This is a genomic window from Paenibacillus oenotherae (assembly GCF_019443105.1).
In the GTDB taxonomy this organism is placed as follows: domain Bacteria; phylum Bacillota; class Bacilli; order Paenibacillales; family Paenibacillaceae; genus Paenibacillus_Z; species Paenibacillus_Z oenotherae.
On sequence record NZ_JAHZIJ010000001.1, the window covers coordinates 336,100 to 354,402 of the forward strand.

Consider the following 18,303-nt stretch of genomic DNA (forward strand, 5'->3'; position numbering starts at 1 on the left):
TTCGGCTTATAGTGGTCCCGAAATGCCTTGTTTCCGGATCATGAAGAAATGCGCCGCTAGAAGCGCTAGGAGTGCGCCTGGCAAGAAGAAAACGTGAATCGCGAAGAAGCGCGTCAACGTCTCTGCACCGACGATCTCTCCGCCTTGCATCAACTCTTTAATGTAGACTCCGATATACGGTACGGATTCAGCAATCTGAATACCAACCTTGGTTGCAAAGTAAGCTTTGTTATCCCAAGGAAGCAGGTAGCCCGTAAAGCCGAGGCCCAGCATAATGAAGAAAATCAGCATGCCGACAACCCAGTTCATTTCACGAGGCGCCTTGTAGGAGCCTGTGAAAAATACGCGAAGCGTATGAAGGAACATCATAACGATAACCAAGCTGGCGCCCCAGTGGTGCATACCGCGCACGATTCCGCCGAAGGCGACTTTATGCTGCAAGTAATCGACACTCTTGTAGGCGTTGATGATGTCCGGCACAAAATACATCGTCAGGAACATACCCGACAAAATTTGGATGACTGTGATAAAGAAAGTCAGACCGCCAAAGCAATACACGAATGCGGAGAAGTGGTGCGCAGGGTTGACGTGCTCAGGCACCTCATGATCCGCCACGTCCCTCCACATTGGCGTAATATCGAGACGTTCATCGATCCAGTTGTATACACCTTTTAACATCTGAGCTTACACCCTCCTTATACCCGTGTATTTGCTTTAATAGGTCCGAGATAAACCCAGCCTTTGTCGATCTTCAATTCGTATTCGTCAAGCGGTTTAGGAGCAACGGTCAAGTTCTTGCCGTCTTTGGTGTAGTGCGCATTGTGACACGGACAAACATACTCATTGTTTTTCTCCGTGTTCCAGCTGATCGTGCAGCCGAGATGCTTGCACACTGGCGACAGTGCAAAGAAATTGCCAGAGCTATCCTTGGAAATCCATGCTGAGAGCTCAGGGTCGCTCACATACCATCCGTCTACCTGATGAATGTTGAATTTGAACTCTTGGGGATCGTTTGTTATTTTGTTTTCCTCGACGACTTTGATCCACGTGCCGCCGGCTTTCTTCTTTAGGATTGGATCTACCGCGAAACGAATCATCGGCAGCGACATACCGGCAGCCATGAATGCTCCAGCGCCGCCAAGTGTATACGACAAAAACTGCCGTCTTGACATTCCGCTGCGTTTCACAGGCTTATGTGCGGTATTTTCGTGATGTTCGTGGTTACTCATCTTCTATTCTACCCCCTTTGCGAGCCATATCTTGCGTCTTGCCGGAGAAGGCAATACGTACGACGAACTAGGACATTACCTATAATAGCCTAGGTGTTATGGAGCGTCAAGAATATGGCGACTAATTTGCTTATCGGAACAAAAAGCGTGGCACTATTTGTTATCATTTTGTCACAATTGACCTTGTCTGGCTTTTGTTTTTCCCTAAGATCCGCCTAGTTATGCAGAGATCGTCATCTGATGTCATTATCGCCCAAGCCACAACCTCCGCACAGCTTCGCTAACAGCCGCTGCTTCTGGCAGCGCACCGTCCTGCTCCAGGCCGATCATCAGATCCGCATGCACCGCCTCAGCCCTTGTCGCATCTGCATAGAAAGCAGCAGCAAGCACAACATATTTGAAGCCCGATTGCTTCAGCTTGCGGCATAGAGCCGCAGCATGCTGCTCTCCTCCATCGTTCCATGTACCATAGTGGCATGCCGGATATGTAACCGTTCTTCCCTTGAAGGGGCCTTCAATCAGATCCAGCACATCGCGCAGCCGCTCAAGCGCTTCTGTCGCTTCATACGGCAGTTCTCCGCCCGACAATCCGGTTACGGGAACAACCGCCGTGTCCAGGTAGGGCTGCAGCTCTGCCCACTGGTCTGCCGTTAGTTCGCTAAATTTCATCTTCCCACCTGTCCTTGTTCATCAACTGATTGCATTGCATTTGCAATGACACTATTTATCCTATCACATTCTCTCCTATATCCGCACAAAAAAACGGCCTCAACCACTTTCGGATTCTCATCCGAGCAGCAGTCGGGCCGTTTTATAAGCCGCTTTTCCAAGCTGGTTATGCATGCAAGGTTTTCAGTTCCTCCGTTAACCGGCGGAACGTATCCTTGTCCCCGGCAGCGAGCGCATTGTCAATCGCGAGATAGAGCTTGTCGGAACGATACTTGAATACCGCCTCGTCGAGCACCATCTCTGCTGCCAGCCCAAGCATGACCTCGTAAGTCACTTTCATTTTATCCATAGGATAGATACACCTCCAGGCGCGATGATTAAGAGATCCATATCCGTTTCCTTATCCCCTACAGCTCTCAATCGTCCTTCTTAGCGCAATCGTTCATCTTCGGGCGTACTTCTCTGACGACATCGGCAAGCGAGTCAAGTGAAGCGCATAGGTCAATATTTATATTGATAGGTAACACGCGAACCGGCTCCTACTAAAGCATATTCATCCAAGCAACCACCGCACAAGACGATAGCCTTCTATAAAGATGAATATGTTTACGCCTAATTTTCATACTCGCTGATTGGGGTATGAAGAACGATCGCATCATCATCAATATTGAAGCCGGCAACAATGCTGCGTCCAAGCGGAGTCATCCGAATGACCCCTCCCTGCTCCGCATGCTCCCCGATCCGCAGCAGGCCGAGATGCATCATCATTGCAATTAACCGCTGATCGAAGATCGTTTCGGGCTGATCATAGTAGAATGGCTTAATATAGGGAAGCAGAGCGCCCTTCAACGTATCGCTGCTGACCCAATGCTGCGAAAGCCTGCCTACCCAGTGAGTAATCGCTCTAATATTGGGCATCGCTCCCTTGTACAAACGCAGCCAAAAGCGGTACAGCTTGTCCGGCGCCTCTGCCACTCTCACGGCCTGACGCTCCATCCCTGCCGCAGTCAAAGTAAGCATAGCGCCCGATTCTGACAGCCAGCCGTTGTAGAAGCAATAGTCATAGAGCAGCGACATCCGGTTGGGATACTCATTGATATGCCTGCCGTAGCCAAACCTCCACTCGCCCCTCCCTGGCAGCTGCTCCTGCACGCCGAGACGTTCCAGCAGCTGCTGAACATTCCGCTTGTACATAATACCTTCAGCTGTCAGCTGAATTTCATTATGATGGACATACGTAAGCAGCTCTGCCACATCTTCGCCAAGCAGCCCTTGCTCATCACGGTAAGCATCCGGCTCATCGCGGATAATGGCCACTTGGGCAGCCAGCTTGCGCTCCAGCGTCTCCTTGAAACGGTCCTTCAGATCCTTGGGGATCTGAAACAAATATCTGTCGGATCCGGCATAGCCGTTAAACAGCCAGCCATATTGCTTGAAGCGGGAAATTGTCGCGCGTGGCCCGGATTCCGGCATTGCATGCTCTTTAGCCGTCTTGGCTCGTTTGGCATTCCGCTTGACCACAGGCGCCGCAGCAGCATTCGTCATTTGCCCATTGTCTGCGGATTGTGAAGAGGAGGCTTGCTCCGGGCTGCTGAACTTGCTTTGCTGAACACGCGCCAGAAGCTCCTCCAGGCTGAATGAATCCCTTGGGTCAAACAGCAGGGAGTTCATAAACCTTAAATCCTCAAGCCCCATAGCGCCTACTTGCGACTCGAATACATCCCTGCGTGTGATCGTGGACAAAATGGACTGTATCAAATCATTCTTCGAGTTGCCATTACATTCACAACGGTATGCCGTAGCGATTCGACTTAATTGCCCTATATCTGTGTAACTAAGCATATCCGCCAAATTCATCGTTCACCCTCCGTTCCCGTTCATCTCTAGCAGGTTTACTACCATTATGGGAACATTGAGGAATTTTATAACCTGTTGCACAGAAAAAGCCGTCGGTCGCTTGATCAGCAACCAACGGCTTTCAATATTTATGTGGATGGAATGTTGTGAAAATGGTCCAGATGGAGTGTGCAATTATGCAGCAGAGGCTTCCAGCCCCCTCCGTCCCGCTCCATAATGGAGAATGACATATTCATTATCGGTTTGTCCTCCAGATCTGCACACATACCGCGCAGAAGCTGTGCAAGCAGACTTCCATGCGAGACGACCAGCAGGCGGCGTCCTGGCTGCTGCTCTGCCATCTCATCTACGAAAGCAAGCGCACGGTCCCGCACCTCTTCGTCGGACTCCTGTCCGCTGTCGCTTCTCCGCCAATCCGGCCCCCAGCGTGCCAGCCGTTCCTCTTCCGTCGTTCCTTCAATCTCGCCAAAATAACGTTCCCTCAGCCTAGAATCGCTGGGCAGGAGCGGAATATGCAGCGTGTCCGCAATGATGCGGGCCGTTTCGTGCGCCCTGGACAAGTCGCTGGAAATGACAGCATCCCATCTCATCTCCTCACGGCTTAATCGCTGCGCCAACGCTTCCGCCTGCAGAATTCCTTCCGCATTCAGCGGAGTGTCCGTCTGGCCCTGAATCTTGCCTAGCGCGTTCCAATCCGTCTTGCCGTGCCGTATAAGTCCGATCTGCACATGATTACCCTCTTTCTTATGTACATAGCTTATGGTTCAGCCTAGCTTCGTGTGCGGGTAAACCAATTAAGGATAAGCAGCGTCATAATCATGCCCAGCAGCGACAGCGCAACCCAATATTGCGGTATAGTCGGCACGACATTGAGCACAAGCGGATCACTGATGCTCGCTACCGGTACATCCGCGTAGAAATCGGCACTAATCAATGCATTGTCACCCGTTGCATTCGCTGTCTCGAGAAGTCCTGTCAGCTTCACAACCTGGGATGACGATCCATCATTACTGCTTGTTATTATATAGAATAGTCCGCAAACAAACATCGCCATACAACAGGCAATGACCGCGGTAATGTTGCGACGGAATGATTTGGTGAACTGATAGCTGCGGCTTGCAACCGGCATGAACCAGGCTTGCTCAGCATAGATGCGATCCATCACATCACGGTTCAATTCATCAACAGGAGCGATGTCATCCCCATCGAACGAAAAACCGCGTATAAGGAGCTCGCTTTCTTCCCAAATCCGGAATTCCTCCCTGCATGATTCACAGGTTTCAAGATGTTGATCTATCTCTTGCCGTTCAGCATCGTCCGGGGACATATCCCAGTAGACACCGAGCGATTGTTGAACCTCGAGGCATTTCATCGCGTTTTCATCTCCTCGTATTCTTCCAGCACCGGCGAATCGCCAAAATACGGTTCAAGCTGCAGCTTTACACTGCTGCGCGCGCGAAACAGGAGCGACTTGACAGAACTGACCGTCTGGCCAAGAATGCTAGCGATCTCTTGGTAATCCAACTGGTCATACTCTCTAAGTATAAGCGCTGATCGCTGCTTCTCAGGCAAGCTATTGATCGCTTCCCTGACCATCGACATCCGCTCATTCCGCAGCAATGTTTGCTCGGGAGTAGTGTCTGACGGAGCAACCGGGACAAAGCCGGCTTCTTCCAGCGATACATGTCCTGCCTTTTGCTTGCGCAGCTCGCTAAGTACCGTATTGCGGGCGATTGTATACAGCCATGTGGAGAAGGAAGCATCGACTTCCCGGAACGAGTGCAGACTGCGATACGTCTTGTAAAACGTCTCCGAGCATAAATCCTCTGCCAAGAGCTCCAGCTTCGCGCTCTTCAGCATGTGATAGATAAAGGCTAGGATTTTACGTTGGTAGCGCCGCATCAGTTCCGAATAAAGCTGTACGTTACCGTCTTTAATTTCACGTATTAACTGAGAATCGGTCATCGCGGGCGACCCTCCTGGCCTTCGGAGTGTACCCGGTTCGTATACTATTGTACCGAGCCGGGTGAAAAAAGTTGCGCGATCGATTAAAAAAAACGAAAGCATCTATTGGATCACTAAATTAAATTCGATAATTACGACCATATTCCTGCTTCTTTCGACATGGTTTTGCTTTCTAAGCATCAACGTTATTGTAACACAGCAGTGAATGGAGAGGGTTAAATTATTTCCAAAGATAAAACAGCCTTGGAAACGAACAACAAAAAATCAGGTGCATAATTTCACCAGTCTTGATTAGACGATTCACAGCTCCTTTTAGTTGCATCCTAAACGATAAAAATAGATGACCCCAGCGAGATCTCAGCCGTTTCGGCTTCGTCAACTCTGCCCGCATCGCTTGTCTGTTTGCATCACTCGGCTGTTCGCATCACTCGTCTGCCCGCATCGCTCGGCTGTTCGCACCACTCGTCTGTTCGCATCACTCGTCTGTCTGCATCGCTCGCTTAAAGAGCTTATGCCGGCTGTTTTAGCTGATGACGATCATATGAGAGAACATTCCTGCGCTAATGCATCTTTTCTTCTCTTGATCATCTTATTTGTTGAAGATACCTGCGATTCCGCATCTTTTGTTGCTGTTGGAGCTATATTATTGAACAAAGGGGCGAATTACCTGCGCTATCGCAGGCTTTTGCTCTAAAAGCCCATTTTTACCGGAAATTGATGCGCATTAGCAGGTTTTCTTCAAGAACCTCTCCCGCTGAAATAGACGAGTGCCAACGCTACCCTCTGCGCAGAGCTCTTCACGCTGCCAGCACACATACAAGAACACATACAAGAACACTACAAGAACACTACAAGAACACTACAAGAACACTACAAGAACACTACAAGAACACTACAAGAACACTACAAGAACACTACAAGAACACTACAAGAACACATATAAGAGCACAAAAAAAAACCGCCTATAAGGGCGGTTCGCACAAAAGTGCGAATAGATTTGGATAGGAGTGGAGAGAAACCATACTGTACTTTTATTATATGTATACGTTTTCATTTTGTCAATAAGCGTTTACATTTTTCCGATTGAATATTTAAAATTTTGGATTTTCCGCTCAATAATGAACAGAAAATCCGATCTCTCCTAGCTTAACAACCGCCAGATCCAGATCCTCCTGGGTACGGAAGGAAAGCCTCAGCACCCCAGGAACATCTTCCCGGCTCCCGATAACGTGAATGTTGCTCAGATTGATACGGCTGTTGCCAAGCTCTGTCGCAATCCGCCCGATTATGCCCGGATGATCCGGCACATCGATATAGCATTCGTAGATGGAATGAATCATTCCTTTGCGCCGCTCAGGCAGCTGGCTGCGGAATTGGCCGGATTCCAGAAAGGCCTGCTCGATGCCTTCGCCATCCTCTTGCTCCAACAGCTCAACGAAACGGGCCGTCTCTTCATTCCAGTCCTTCAGAAGCCTGAGCAGCACGCCGCGATTATTCACAAGAATGTCGCGCCATACGACGGGATCGCTCGAAGCGATTCTCGTAATGTCGCGAAAGCCGCCCGCAGCCAATGTGCCGTATAGCTCATTCGTCTCGTTGTAGCGGCGAATCTGATTAACCAGCGTTACCGCGATAATATGCGGCAGATGGCTGATCGCCCCGACGATCTCATCATGCTCATCGGGATGGACATGAACAATATTCGCCTTTGTCAGCTTCAGCAGCTCTGTGAGCTTGCTGATATCCGACTCGGCAGTTCCTTCCTCCGGCGTCAGAACATAGAAAGCATTCTCGAATAGATGGGAGGACGCCGCTTCCACACCTGAGCGCTCCGACCCTGCCATGGGGTGACCGCCAATGAAGGTCGTTCCATTCAGATTGAGTTCTCTCGCACAAGCTGCTACAGAGGCTTTCGTACTCCCTACATCCGTAATAATGCATCCCGGCTTTAAATTCAGCTCGCTGAGCTCACGCACGTATTGCTCCAGATTTCCTACAGGCACGCACAGAAAAATAAAATCCGCACCCTCTGCCGCTTCGCGCAGAGATGTCGTCGCATAATCGACAACACCTCTGTCCACATATTTGGCCGCGGATGATTCACGGATGGAATGACCGACCACCGTAAGTCCCGGCTTGCCTTTGAAGCAGAGCGCGAGAGAGCCGCCGATTAATCCAACACCGAATATCGCAATTTTTGTCATAGGATTAACCAAGCACCGCCGCTTCGTCCAGCACTTCTTCCAGCGCCTGTATAAACTTCTCGTTCTGTTCCTGGCTTCCTACAGTTATGCGAAGATGAGTCGGGTAGTAGGACCATCTCGCTCTGGCGATGATCCCCTTGCGAAGCAAAGCATCAAACACCTGCTTGGAAGGCAGCTTCGTATCGACCATAACAAAATTGCCGTGGGGCTCAAAGTATTGGAGTCCCAGACGGTCGAATGCTGCGCACAAGTAAAGCCTTCCTTCGCTGTTGCGGTCCCTGCAGCTCTGCAAGAAGGCCCCATCTCCTATTGACGCTGCCGCTGCCGCTTGCCCGAATCGGGTCGTATTGAACGGCTCGCGCACCTGATTCACATAGTGAATCAGGTCAGCGTGGCCTACGCCATAGCCGACACGGAGCGCAGCAAGACCATGGATTTTGGAGAATGTTCTCAGCACGATGACATTGTTGAACTCCTTGATGAGGGCAATGCTGTCCGGATAAGCGGCATCCGTAACATATTCGTAATACGCTTCATCCAACGCTACAATGACGTTCGAAGGCACCTGACGCAGAAATGCGGTCAATTCCTCCTGACGGACAATTGTACCCGTCGGATTGTTGGGATTGCAGATCCAGATGATTTTCGTCTTGTCCGTTACTTTGGCAAGCATGGCTTCCAGATCATGAGTTCCGTCCTTGAGAGGCACTTCAATAATTACAGCGCCCTCAATCTCTGAATTATGCTTATATTGCGGGAATGTCTCATCCGCCATTATCGTTTCGTCGCCAGGCGTAATGTATGCACGGGCAAGCATCAGAATAACCTCATCCGATCCCGCTCCGAAAATTAACTGTTTGCGCTCAACACCCAGCTGCTCCGCTAACGCAGAGGTCAGCACTGTACTAAAGCTGTCCGGATAAATGCTTGCATGGGCAATTTCATTCACGATAGCAAGCTTGGCCTGCTCCGAGCATCCGAACGGGTTCTCGTTGGAAGCAAGCTTGATGACATCCTTCAAGCCAAGCTCGCGTTTCACTTCTTCTACCGGTTTACCGGGCTGATAAACAGGCAGGTGAATTATACTTTGTTTCGGTTGCATCTGTATTCACCTCATGACAATAAACTTTTCTTCTATAAAATGCTCTGCTCTTAATTGTCTCATAACTCACAGACATTGGAAAGTTGTTTTTCGCTTATTACTGCAAGCGAGCATGCAGCAAGAAAGCTCTTTATTGACGGCCTGTGCCGAACAAAGAGCTTTCCTTGAATTAAGTATGGATAATGAATCAGCCTCTCAATGCGCTGACAAAGGCTCTGATTCCTTCAAGCCCTTCCTGCTTCGTAGCAGGTGACTGAAGAAGCGGAACCATCTCTTCGATCTTACGAACGATAGCGCTGCCGACAATGACGCCGTCCGCTTGCCCTTCGAAACGCTCGACCTGCTCCCGGCTCGATATTCCGAAGCCGACAGCGATCGGAGTTGTCGTCGCCTCGCGAACCGCTGACAGAAAAGCTTCAATCCCCTTATGAAAATCGGAACGCTCCCCCGTAACACCAAGGGAAGATACGCAGTAAACGAACCCGCGAGCCTTGCTCGCAATATGGGTTACACGATCATGCGAGGTTGGCGCGACCAGCGGTATGAGATGGATGTTGGCCTCTTCCGCTTTGGCCCGAACCTCGCCATCCTCTTCGATAGGGAGATCCGGAATAATGAGACCGCTTATCCCTTTCTCAACTATAAGCGAGAAGAACCGCTCCAAGCCGAATTGAAGCACAGGATTGTAGTAAGAGAACAGTATGAACGGCAGCTTGACACCTGCTTGGCGCGCATTCTCGGCCGTTTGAATACAATCAATAAGGGTTACATTATGTTTCAGAGCACGCTCAGAAGCACGCTGGATGACAGGACCATCCGCAAGCGGATCGGAATAGGGCACACCGAGTTCGATCATATGGGCGCCAGCTTGTTCAAGCGCTTGTATAATCTCAACCGAGGTTCCAAGATCAGGATCGCCAACCGTTATGAATGGAATTAGCGCCGTTTCGCCCTCTTCACGCAGCTCTTGAAATACCGCATCAATGTGATTCATTAGCAGTGCCTCCCAAATAGCCCATAATCGATTGCACATCTTTATCGCCGCGTCCTGACAAGCTGACTACGATCGTTTGATCAGAGTCCAGCGTAGGAGCAAGCTTCATCACTTGTGCAATCGCATGCGATGATTCCAACGCAGGTATAATCCCCTCCGTACGGGAAAGCAGCTGCAATGCTTCCAGCGCTTCGGCATCTGTAATCGGGAAGTAATCCGCACGCCCCGTATCTTTCAAATAGGCATGCTCAGGCCCGATCCCCGGGTAATCCAGACCAGCAGAGATCGAATGAGCAGGCAGCACTTGTCCATACTCGTCCTGAAGCACATAGCTGAGCGAGCCTTGGAATACACCATGGCGACCCTTGGTCATTGTTGCCGCATGTTCCTCTGTGTCAATGCCGCTGCCCGCAGCTTCAACGCCAATAAGCTTAACCGATTCGTCATTCACGAACGGGTAGAAAATACCGATCGCATTGCTTCCCCCGCCGACCGCAGCTACTACATAATCCGGCAGACGTCCCGCTTCCTTCTGAATTTGCTCGCGTGCCTCATCGCCAATTATGCGCTGAAAGTCACGGACAATCATCGGATATGGATGCGGACCGGTGACCGAGCCAAGAATATAGTACGTATCCTCTACATGGCTGACCCAGTAGCGAAGCGTTTCGTTGCAGGCATCCTTGAGTGTGCGGGTACCCGACATAACCGGAACGACCTCTGCGCCGAGAAGCTTCATCCGAAATACATTGAGCTCCTGACGCTTCGTATCCTCCTCGCCCATAAACACCTTGCATTCCATGCCGAGCAGAGCAGCTACCGTTGCAGAAGCAACACCATGCTGGCCCGCTCCGGTTTCCGCGATAATTTTTGTTTTGCCCATACGCTTGGCCAGCAGTCCCTGACCGAGTGTATTATTGATCTTATGCGCACCGGTGTGGTTCAAATCTTCGCGCTTGAGATAGATCTTCGCTCCGCCAAGATGCTTCGACAATCGTTCCGCATAGTAAAGCGATGTAGGACGGCCTGAATATTGGTTGAGCAAATAATTGAGCTCGGCAATGAATTCAGGATCCTTCGAATAATGCTTATAGGCCTCTTCTAATTCTAGCAGTGCATTCATGAGCGTTTCCGGTACGTAACGACCGCCGAATTTGCCGAAGCGCCCGTTGATATCTGGAACTTGATTCATGTGCGTTTCACCCTTTCAACAAAAAGTCGAATTTTATCCGTATCCTTCCACCCGTCACTCTCCACACCGCTGGATACGTCCACGCCATCGGGCGCGTATCCTTCCAGCAGCTCGGCTACATTGTCCGGATGAAGGCCGCCTGCTACATACAGCGGCACACCAATTGCCCTTGCCGCTTCTACATAGCTGTCAATAACAGACCAATCGAAGGCTTGGCCTGTACCGCCGCCGGCTGTATCAATGAGAACAGCATCTACTGTCCCGCGATAGCGTTCCAGACGTGCGGGACCGGCAAGAAGGATTCTCCGCCCGTCGGATGCGATGGCTTCTTCCTCGCCTGTTACTGAAAAAACCTTCCATACATCTATACCCAATTCGGATCTGATAGCTCCGCAGATCTCCGGCGTCTCCTCGCCATGAAGCTGAATAACATCAAGCGGCGCCGTCTTCAGCAGCTCCCGCAGCTCCTCCAGTACGCCATTGACGAATACGCCTACAACACGCGGTGCACCGCCAGATGGCGACCGCAGCTTGCGCGCTTCAAGAATCAGCTCACCTGCAAGAGAAGGAGATACCTGACGCTTGCTCTTCGCAAAAAGCAAGCCAATCTCATCGACAGCCAGTCCATCCATCGCACGAATCGTATCGGCGTCGCGAAGCCCGCAGATTTTCACCCGCGTGTCGCGTAACTTCTCTGCACACATCAGCCCTTCACCGGACCCATCAAATGTCCGACAGCTTCAGCCACATTATCCTGGCGCATGAAATGCTCTCCGATGAGTACACCCTTCGCGCCAACGGATTGCAGATAAGTAATATCCGCAGGCGTAGAAATTGCGCTTTCGCTAATAACCGTAATACCCGGCGGAACGAGATCGATCAGCTTCTCGGTCGTCGCCAGATCCGTCTCGAAGGTTTGCAGATTGCGATTGTTAATGCCAATCAGCGTTGACTTGCCAAGTCCAAGCACAGTCTCCATTTCTTCGCGGTCATGCACCTCGATCAGCACATCCAGTCCTAGCGACTTGGCCAGATCATACAGCTCAGAGAGCTTGGACTGGCGAAGAATCGCAGCAATGAGCAGCACCGCATCCGCACCGATGACACGGGCCTCATACACCTGCCTGTAGTCAATAATGAAATCCTTGCGAAGCAGCGGCAAGTCAACTGCCTCATGGATCGCTGTCAAATATTCATTTTTCCCTTGAAAATAGTCCACATCCGTCAGCACAGAAATACAATCCGCTCCTGCTGCCTGGTAGGTCTTCGCAAGCTCTACCGGATGAAAATCAGCACGAATCAGCCCTTTGGAAGGGGAGGCCTTCTTCACTTCGGCAATCAAGCCAAGCGAACGATTCGGATTATTCGTCAAGGCGCGTTCGAACCCTCTGCATGGCGCCATCTCCGCAATTCTGCGCTCATATTCATTCATCGAGAATTGCTCAGCGAGGTCATCTACTTCTTTGCGTTTGGAAGCTACAATCTTATCAAGAAACATGGGCTACCTCTCCTGTCGTCGCAATCAATTGCTGCAGTTTGGCTGCAGCCTGGCCTGAATCAATAACAGCAGCAGCTGTCTCCACTCCTTCACGAAGCGAGTCAGCGGCACCTCCAACGTAGATGCAAGCGCCTGCGTTAGCAAGCACAATCTCGCGATATGCTCCCCGTTCATTGCCGGCGAAAATATTGCGTATAATAGACGCGTTTACGGCAGCATCGCCACCGGTAACTTCTTCAATCGGCTTAACCGTCAATCCCAGCTCTTCCGGCGTAATATCGAAAGTGTGGACAGCACCGTTGCGCAGCTCGGAAATTTGGGTCGGGGCAGAGATGCTGATCTCGTCCAAGCCGTCATGGCTGCTGACAACCATTGCCCGCTTGAGTCCAAGATCGCGAAGCACCTGAGCGACAACCTCCGTGCGTGAACGGTCATAGAGGCCAAGAAGCTGCCGGTCGGCACCTGCCGGATTCGTCAGCGGTCCAAGCATATTGAAGATCGTCCGGATGCCAAGCTCGCGGCGCGGTCCTGCGGCATACTTCATCGATGGATGATAGAGCTGCGCGAACATAAAGCAAATACCGATAGATTCCAGGCATCTTGCAGCCTGCTCTGATGTCAGCGTTATATTGACACCCAGAGCTTCCAGCACGTCTGCACTGCCTGCCTTTCCCGACATAGCCCGGTTGCCATGCTTGGCTACCCGTACACCGGCTGCGGCGGCAATCATTGAAGATGCCGTTGAAATATTGAATTTATGAATACCCGAGCCGCCTGTGCCGCAAGTGTCGAGCAGTCCCTGCTGCTCGGTATGCACATGTGCGGAACGGGCACGCATCGTTTCGGCGAAGCCGGTAATTTCGTCCTTCGTCTCGCCTTTCATGCGAAGCGCCGTAATAATTGCACCCATCTGCGCGCCAGTCGCTTCGCCATTCAGAATAACCTCCATAACATGCCTTGCTTCATCCCGGGTCAAGTCCTGACCGCTAATAATGGTTGCAAGCGCGCGCTGCAAGGTCAGTGTTTCTGTTGTCATCACGGCTCATCCCTTCGCTCCAGCATAATAATCTGTATTGATCATAGTTGCTTTGCGCTCCGGCGCAGCGAATATGGCCTCTGCGGCACGTATCGCTTTAAGACTGGCCTTCGCTTTATTGACTGTCTCCGTATACTCGCTCTCCGGCACAGAATCCCATACAATTCCAGCCCCCGCTTGCACGTAGGCTCTTCCATTCTTGAATACAATCGTCCGAATCGTAATGCACGTATTCAGGCTTCCGGCAAAGCCGAGATAGCCAATCGCACCCGCATAGGGGCCGCGCGCCTCATTCTCAAGCTCTGCGATAATTTCCATTGCCCGCAGCTTGGGAGCGCCGGATACCGTGCCGGCAGGCATGCAGGAAACGAAGGCATCAAAGAAATCCTTATCCTTGCGCAGCTTGCCGGAGACATTGGAGACGATATGCATAACATGCGAGTAGCGCTCAATGTCCATATAAGAATCACAACGAACGGTGCCGAATTCCGATACGCGGCCGATATCATTCCGTCCGAGATCGACAAGCATCAGATGCTCCGCGCGTTCCTTCTCATCGGCCAGCAGTTCCCTCTCCAGCGCCAGATCCTCTTCCTCTGTCGCTCCGCGCGGACGCGTTCCTGCGATGGGCCGTGTCTCCACCACATCTCCATCCACCTTGACCAGCGCTTCCGGGGAGGTGCCGACAATAACCTCGTCCCCCATCTTCAAATAATACATATACGGAGAGGGGTTCATCGTCCTCAGCACCCGATAGACATGGAGCGGATCGACCGTCGTCTCAATGCTGAAGCGCTGGGACAACACCACCTGAAAAATATCGCCTGCGCGAATGTATTCCTTGGCCTTGTCCACATTGGCAATAAACTGCTCTTTGGTCAAATTCGACTGTACCTCGCCCAGTTCCGGATCCCTCGGTATCGACCCGCCAGCCATAAGAGCTGTAGGGAGCGGCTGTTGAATCCGTTCAATCGTCGCCTCGATCTTGGCCAGCGCTTCTCCGTAAGCGGCCGCAATGTCGCTGTCGGCCGCGCCTTCTCCAATATGCACATTGCCGATAATTTGAATCTGCTGCTTGAAATGGTCAAATACGATAATCTGATCGCAGAACATGAACTGCATATCATTCATATTCAAGTCGTCTATGCGATGGGCTGGCAGCTTCTCGTAATACTGCAGCAGATCGTAGCCGAAGAAGCCGATGGCTCCGCCTGTGAATGGCGGCAAATCCGGTATCGATGGGCTGCGGAACGAACGCAGATGCGCCTTCAGCAGCTCTAGCGGCTTCTCGCTGAGCTTCGTTACTTTGCCCTGCTGCTCAATATGCATCTCGCCGTTCTTGCCCTGAATGAGCATGAACGGATCTGTGCCGATGAAGGAATACCGTGCCCATTTGACACCACCCTCAACACTTTCCAGCAGAAAAGCACGGCGTTCGCGGTAGAAATGCTGGAACAGCCGGATCGGCGTCTCCGTGTCCGCCATAACGTGACGCACGATAGGAATTAGGTTGTACGTTTCCGCAAGCTTGATGACTTGCTGCAGCTCTTGATTCATGCTCACTCGCTCCTCATTGTCGGAAATAAAAAAACTCCTGCCGCAGCAGGAGTGTTCGTGTGTGTCAGAAGATAAACATGAGTGCTGAAACACAAATTCAATACATGACGGAATGAGAGCAGCACCTTCAAGATGCAGCAACAAACCGATTCATGATCAATGAATCTGGTCAATCTTCACTTATACTCAGCTCTACTCATCTCATCTCAAGTTACACATAACGCTAACTCGCTCGGCTCTACTTTGCTCTTACTTCTTAATTACTCATTACTATACATCAGGTCCTTATATCCGTCAACCTGACAACGCGACTCTTTTATGCTTTTGTCAGATCCGGGCGCAGTGCCTGTGCACCGCCCAAATAAATATGCTCAATCTCCTGCTGCGATTTGTCCGTATTGACAAGAACCATCAGCCGGATGCATTTCTCCAGACTTCCTTTAACCGGCACTTCAAGGGCGCACATAAGCGGAACAAGCTCCCAGCCTTCCATCTGGCGAATGGCCCGCGCAGGGAAGGTAGCATCCAGATCGCCCGTTACCGTCACGAATACACTGCATATATCGTGAGGGACAATGCCGTTCGCCTTGACGATATCATTCAACATTTCTACAGTTGCCTGCAGAATCGGGCCTTCCTCATTAACATCTACCGTTATCGCGCCGCGTATTCCCCGAACACTCATCTTAGACGGCCTCCTGTTTCAGTTGCTCCACAATTTCCCTTACAAGCTCTGTAGATACGGAATGGTCAATGATGACCTCGCCGATTGCCGTCGGCACGACGAATACCATCGTTCCCTCCGAGAACTTCTTATCGTGCAGCATTGCTTCCATGATGGCATCAATATCCAGATGCTCCGGCAATCCCACCGGCAATCCCATGCGGGACAACACCCGCTTCGTGACGGTGTAGATCTCCTCCGATCCTCCAAGCTTAACCCCAAGCCTGGCGGAACCGATCATGCCGATCGAAATCGCTTCGCCATGAAGCAGCTCATTATAGCCAGCGACCGCTTCAAGCGCGTGCCCAATTGTATGACCGAGATTGAGAATCATGCGAAGGCTGTTCTCGCGTTCATCCTGCGATACAACCTGTGCCTTAATGTTGCAGCCCATGTACAGAGCATATCCCAGCGCTTCCTCATCAAGAGCAAGCAGCCGCTCGGCATTGTTGTCAATCCAGTCTACGAATTCCGCGTCCCAGATCAGACCGCTCTTGATCACCTCGGACAGCCCTGCCTTAACATCGCGCAGCGGCAATGTTTGCAGTGTGCTGAGGTCATATAGCACAAGCTCCGGCTGATGGAATGCGCCGATAATATTTTTGGCCAGCGGGTGGTTTACGGCTACCTTGCCCCCCACGCTGCTGTCATGCGCAAGAATCGTTGTCGGCACTTGAATGAACTTGATTCCGCGCATATAAGAAGCTGCGACATAGCCTGCAAGGTCGCCTACTACACCGCCGCCAAGAGCAACGATTGTTGATTTGCGATCCAATCCTGCCTCAAGCGCTTTCGTGATCAAATCCTCGAAGACCGACAGCGACTTGGACTTCTCCCCTGGCTTCACAATGGTGCTTACAACTTGAAAGCCCGCTCCTTGGAGCGCTACCTCAAGCTTGGAGAGATGCCGCGATGCTACATTCTCGTCCGTGACAATCATGAGCGGCGATTTTTTGCTGATCTCATGCTTGGTGAAATACTCGCCAGCTTGCTCGATCAGTCCTTCGCCAATATATATCGGATAAGAGCGCTCTCCTAATTCAACTGTTACCTCGCGCACTAGTATCGCCCCATTTGTGTCAGATAGTTATCGTAATTCGCACGGATCTCCTCCATGGAATCACCGCCAAACTTCTCAAGGAAGGCTTTCGCCACTTCCCAAGCTACGACATGCTCCATCACGACACTCGCCGCAGGCACAGCACAGCTGTCGGAACGTTCAACCTGAGCGGTGAACGGCTCCTTGCTATCGATATCCACACTGCGCAATGGCTTGTAGAGTGTTGGAATCGGCTTCATAACGCCTCTTACAACGATTTGCTCGCCATTGGTCATGCCGCCTTCAAAGCCGCCCAGACGATTGCTTGCACGATAAAAGCCGCGCTCCTCCGAATACATGATCTCGTCATGAACCTGAGAGCCGCGCAGAATGCCGGCTTCGAAGCCGATTCCGATCTCGCAGCCTTTGAACGCATTGATGGAGACGACTGCCTGTGCGATCCGGCCATCCAGCTTGCGGTCATATTGCACGTGGCTGCCCAGACCAACCGGAACACCTTCAACAATACATTCCACGACGCCGCCGATCGAATCGCCATCCGCTTTGATCTGATCGATATAGGCGGTCATCTTCTCTTCCGTCGCCTTGTCTACAACGCGCACAGAAGATTCCTCCGTCAGACGGATCAATTCATCTACTGGCAAATCGTTGGCAGGCGCTTCAATGTCACCGATTCGAATAACTTGTCCAGCCACTTTGATGCCGAACTGTGCCAGAAATTGACGTGCAACTGCGCCTACCGCTACACGGGCTGCGGTCTCACGGGCGCTTGAGCGCTCCAGCACATTCCGCAAATCCTTCAGATTATACTTTAAACCGCCGTTCAAATCCGCATGTCCGGGACGCGGGCGGTGAACTCTTCGCTTGTCTTCATCACTGCCTTCGATAGGCTCGATGTTCATAACGGTCGTCCAATGCTTCCAGTCGTTGTTCTCAACAACGAGCGCTACAGGCGCACCGGTCGTTTTGCCATGACGGACGCCGCCCACAATGTTCGCCGTATCCTTCTCGATTTGCATCCGGCGCCCACGGCCATGGCCCTTCTGGCGGCGATGCAGTTGAAAATTCAATTCCTCAAAATCCAATTGCAAATTGCTAGGCAGCCCCTCAATAATGGCCGTCAATTGCGGGCCGTGCGTCTCTCCTGCTGTCAAATAACGTAAACTCACGTTAAAGCTCCTCCCAAGCGTAAACAGGTCCGCTCCTTCCGGAACGT

At 51.4% G+C, this 18,303-nt stretch carries 19 protein-coding genes; all 19 read right to left on the reverse strand.

Annotated elements, in window-relative coordinates:
• Positions 1-6: 6 nt before the first annotated feature.
• Entirely contained in the window at positions 7-678 is a 672-nt protein-coding gene (gene qcrB / locus K0T92_RS01525) for a menaquinol-cytochrome c reductase cytochrome b subunit (protein WP_219870652.1), read from the reverse strand.
• A 17-nt stretch (positions 679-695) separates the two neighbouring features.
• On the reverse strand, positions 696-1,229 hold the full coding sequence (locus K0T92_RS01530; RefSeq protein ID WP_219870653.1) for a Rieske (2Fe-2S) protein: 534 nt from the start codon (positions 1,227-1,229) through the stop codon (positions 696-698).
• Between the two features lie 246 nt (positions 1,230-1,475).
• Positions 1,476-1,898 carry a DUF2487 family protein gene (locus K0T92_RS01535; RefSeq protein WP_219870654.1) on the reverse strand — a complete coding sequence of 141 codons (423 nt, stop codon included), beginning with the start codon at positions 1,896-1,898 and terminating at the stop codon, positions 1,476-1,478.
• A 166-nt stretch (positions 1,899-2,064) separates the two neighbouring features.
• Entirely contained in the window at positions 2,065-2,247 is a 183-nt protein-coding gene (locus K0T92_RS01540; RefSeq protein ID WP_219870655.1) for an IDEAL domain-containing protein, read from the reverse strand.
• Between the two features lie 263 nt (positions 2,248-2,510).
• The gene (locus tag K0T92_RS01545) at positions 2,511-3,755 is read right to left on the reverse strand and encodes a hypothetical protein (protein ID WP_219870656.1); all 1,245 of its coding nucleotides are present in this window, start codon (positions 3,753-3,755) and stop codon (positions 2,511-2,513) included.
• Between the two features lie 128 nt (positions 3,756-3,883).
• Complete coding sequence (locus tag K0T92_RS01550; protein ID WP_219870657.1) at positions 3,884-4,483, reverse strand: histidine phosphatase family protein; 600 nt, start codon at positions 4,481-4,483, stop codon at positions 3,884-3,886.
• Between the two features lie 41 nt (positions 4,484-4,524).
• Complete coding sequence (locus K0T92_RS01555) at positions 4,525-5,127, reverse strand: anti-sigma factor family protein (protein ID WP_219870658.1); 603 nt, start codon at positions 5,125-5,127, stop codon at positions 4,525-4,527.
• Positions 5,124-5,720 carry an RNA polymerase sigma factor gene (locus K0T92_RS01560; protein WP_219870659.1) on the reverse strand — a complete coding sequence of 199 codons (597 nt, stop codon included), beginning with the start codon at positions 5,718-5,720 and terminating at the stop codon, positions 5,124-5,126. Before K0T92_RS01560 ends, K0T92_RS01555 begins: the two co-directional genes overlap by 4 nt.
• Positions 5,721-6,832: 1,112 nt before the next feature.
• Positions 6,833-7,924 carry a prephenate dehydrogenase gene (locus K0T92_RS01565; RefSeq protein WP_219870660.1) on the reverse strand — a complete coding sequence of 364 codons (1,092 nt, stop codon included), beginning with the start codon at positions 7,922-7,924 and terminating at the stop codon, positions 6,833-6,835.
• Between the two features lie 4 nt (positions 7,925-7,928).
• Positions 7,929-9,026, reverse strand: coding sequence for a histidinol-phosphate transaminase (gene hisC / locus K0T92_RS01570; protein WP_219870661.1), 1,098 nt, complete (start codon positions 9,024-9,026; stop codon positions 7,929-7,931).
• Positions 9,027-9,213: 187 nt separating this feature from the next.
• Positions 9,214-10,020, reverse strand: a complete 807-nt coding sequence (gene trpA / locus K0T92_RS01575) for a tryptophan synthase subunit alpha (RefSeq protein ID WP_219870662.1) — start codon at positions 10,018-10,020, stop codon at positions 9,214-9,216.
• The gene (gene trpB / locus K0T92_RS01580) at positions 10,007-11,212 is read right to left on the reverse strand and encodes a tryptophan synthase subunit beta (RefSeq protein WP_219870663.1); all 1,206 of its coding nucleotides are present in this window, start codon (positions 11,210-11,212) and stop codon (positions 10,007-10,009) included. The genes trpA and trpB overlap by 14 nt, the downstream gene beginning before the upstream one ends.
• Positions 11,209-11,916, reverse strand: coding sequence for a phosphoribosylanthranilate isomerase (locus K0T92_RS01585; protein ID WP_219870664.1), 708 nt, complete (start codon positions 11,914-11,916; stop codon positions 11,209-11,211). The genes trpB and K0T92_RS01585 overlap by 4 nt, the downstream gene beginning before the upstream one ends.
• On the reverse strand, positions 11,916-12,710 hold the full coding sequence (trpC, locus tag K0T92_RS01590) for an indole-3-glycerol phosphate synthase TrpC (RefSeq protein WP_219870665.1): 795 nt from the start codon (positions 12,708-12,710) through the stop codon (positions 11,916-11,918). The genes K0T92_RS01585 and trpC overlap by 1 nt, the downstream gene beginning before the upstream one ends.
• On the reverse strand, positions 12,700-13,746 hold the full coding sequence (gene trpD, locus K0T92_RS01595) for an anthranilate phosphoribosyltransferase (protein WP_219870666.1): 1,047 nt from the start codon (positions 13,744-13,746) through the stop codon (positions 12,700-12,702). The genes trpC and trpD overlap by 11 nt, the downstream gene beginning before the upstream one ends.
• 6 nt (positions 13,747-13,752) lie before the next feature.
• The gene (gene trpE / locus K0T92_RS01600; RefSeq protein WP_219870667.1) at positions 13,753-15,303 is read right to left on the reverse strand and encodes an anthranilate synthase component I; all 1,551 of its coding nucleotides are present in this window, start codon (positions 15,301-15,303) and stop codon (positions 13,753-13,755) included.
• A gap of 316 nt (positions 15,304-15,619) precedes the next feature.
• Positions 15,620-15,988: a chorismate mutase gene (aroH, locus tag K0T92_RS01605; RefSeq protein WP_219870668.1), complete on the reverse strand. Its 369-nt coding sequence runs from the start codon at positions 15,986-15,988 to the stop codon at positions 15,620-15,622.
• Position 15,989: 1 nt separating this feature from the next.
• Positions 15,990-17,087: a 3-dehydroquinate synthase gene (aroB, locus tag K0T92_RS01610; protein ID WP_219870669.1), complete on the reverse strand. Its 1,098-nt coding sequence runs from the start codon at positions 17,085-17,087 to the stop codon at positions 15,990-15,992.
• Positions 17,087-18,256 carry a chorismate synthase gene (aroC, locus tag K0T92_RS01615; protein ID WP_219870670.1) on the reverse strand — a complete coding sequence of 390 codons (1,170 nt, stop codon included), beginning with the start codon at positions 18,254-18,256 and terminating at the stop codon, positions 17,087-17,089. Before aroC ends, aroB begins: the two co-directional genes overlap by 1 nt.
• Positions 18,257-18,303: the final 47 nt, after the last annotated feature.

Coding starts and splice junctions, on each gene's coding strand:
- qcrB (WP_219870652.1), bottom strand. CDS start 678: ATGTTAAAAGGTGTATACAACTGGATCGATGAACGTCTCGATATTACG.
- K0T92_RS01530 (WP_219870653.1), bottom strand. CDS start 1,229: ATGAGTAACCACGAACATCACGAAAATACCGCACATAAGCCTGTGAAA.
- K0T92_RS01535 (WP_219870654.1), bottom strand. CDS start 1,898: ATGAAATTTAGCGAACTAACGGCAGACCAGTGGGCAGAGCTGCAGCCC.
- K0T92_RS01540 (WP_219870655.1), bottom strand. CDS start 2,247: ATGGATAAAATGAAAGTGACTTACGAGGTCATGCTTGGGCTGGCAGCA.
- K0T92_RS01545 (WP_219870656.1), bottom strand. CDS start 3,755: ATGAATTTGGCGGATATGCTTAGTTACACAGATATAGGGCAATTAAGT.
- K0T92_RS01555 (WP_219870658.1), bottom strand. CDS start 5,127: ATGAAATGCCTCGAGGTTCAACAATCGCTCGGTGTCTACTGGGATATG.
- K0T92_RS01560 (WP_219870659.1), bottom strand. CDS start 5,720: ATGACCGATTCTCAGTTAATACGTGAAATTAAAGACGGTAACGTACAG.
- K0T92_RS01565 (WP_219870660.1), bottom strand. CDS start 7,924: ATGACAAAAATTGCGATATTCGGTGTTGGATTAATCGGCGGCTCTCTC.
- hisC (WP_219870661.1), bottom strand. CDS start 9,026: ATGCAACCGAAACAAAGTATAATTCACCTGCCTGTTTATCAGCCCGGT.
- trpA (WP_219870662.1), bottom strand. CDS start 10,020: ATGAATCACATTGATGCGGTATTTCAAGAGCTGCGTGAAGAGGGCGAA.
- trpB (WP_219870663.1), bottom strand. CDS start 11,212: ATGAATCAAGTTCCAGATATCAACGGGCGCTTCGGCAAATTCGGCGGT.
- K0T92_RS01585 (WP_219870664.1), bottom strand. CDS start 11,916: ATGTGTGCAGAGAAGTTACGCGACACGCGGGTGAAAATCTGCGGGCTT.
- trpC (WP_219870665.1), bottom strand. CDS start 12,710: ATGTTTCTTGATAAGATTGTAGCTTCCAAACGCAAAGAAGTAGATGAC.
- trpD (WP_219870666.1), bottom strand. CDS start 13,746: ATGACAACAGAAACACTGACCTTGCAGCGCGCGCTTGCAACCATTATT.
- trpE (WP_219870667.1), bottom strand. CDS start 15,303: ATGAATCAAGAGCTGCAGCAAGTCATCAAGCTTGCGGAAACGTACAAC.
- aroH (WP_219870668.1), bottom strand. CDS start 15,988: ATGAGTGTTCGGGGAATACGCGGCGCGATAACGGTAGATGTTAATGAG.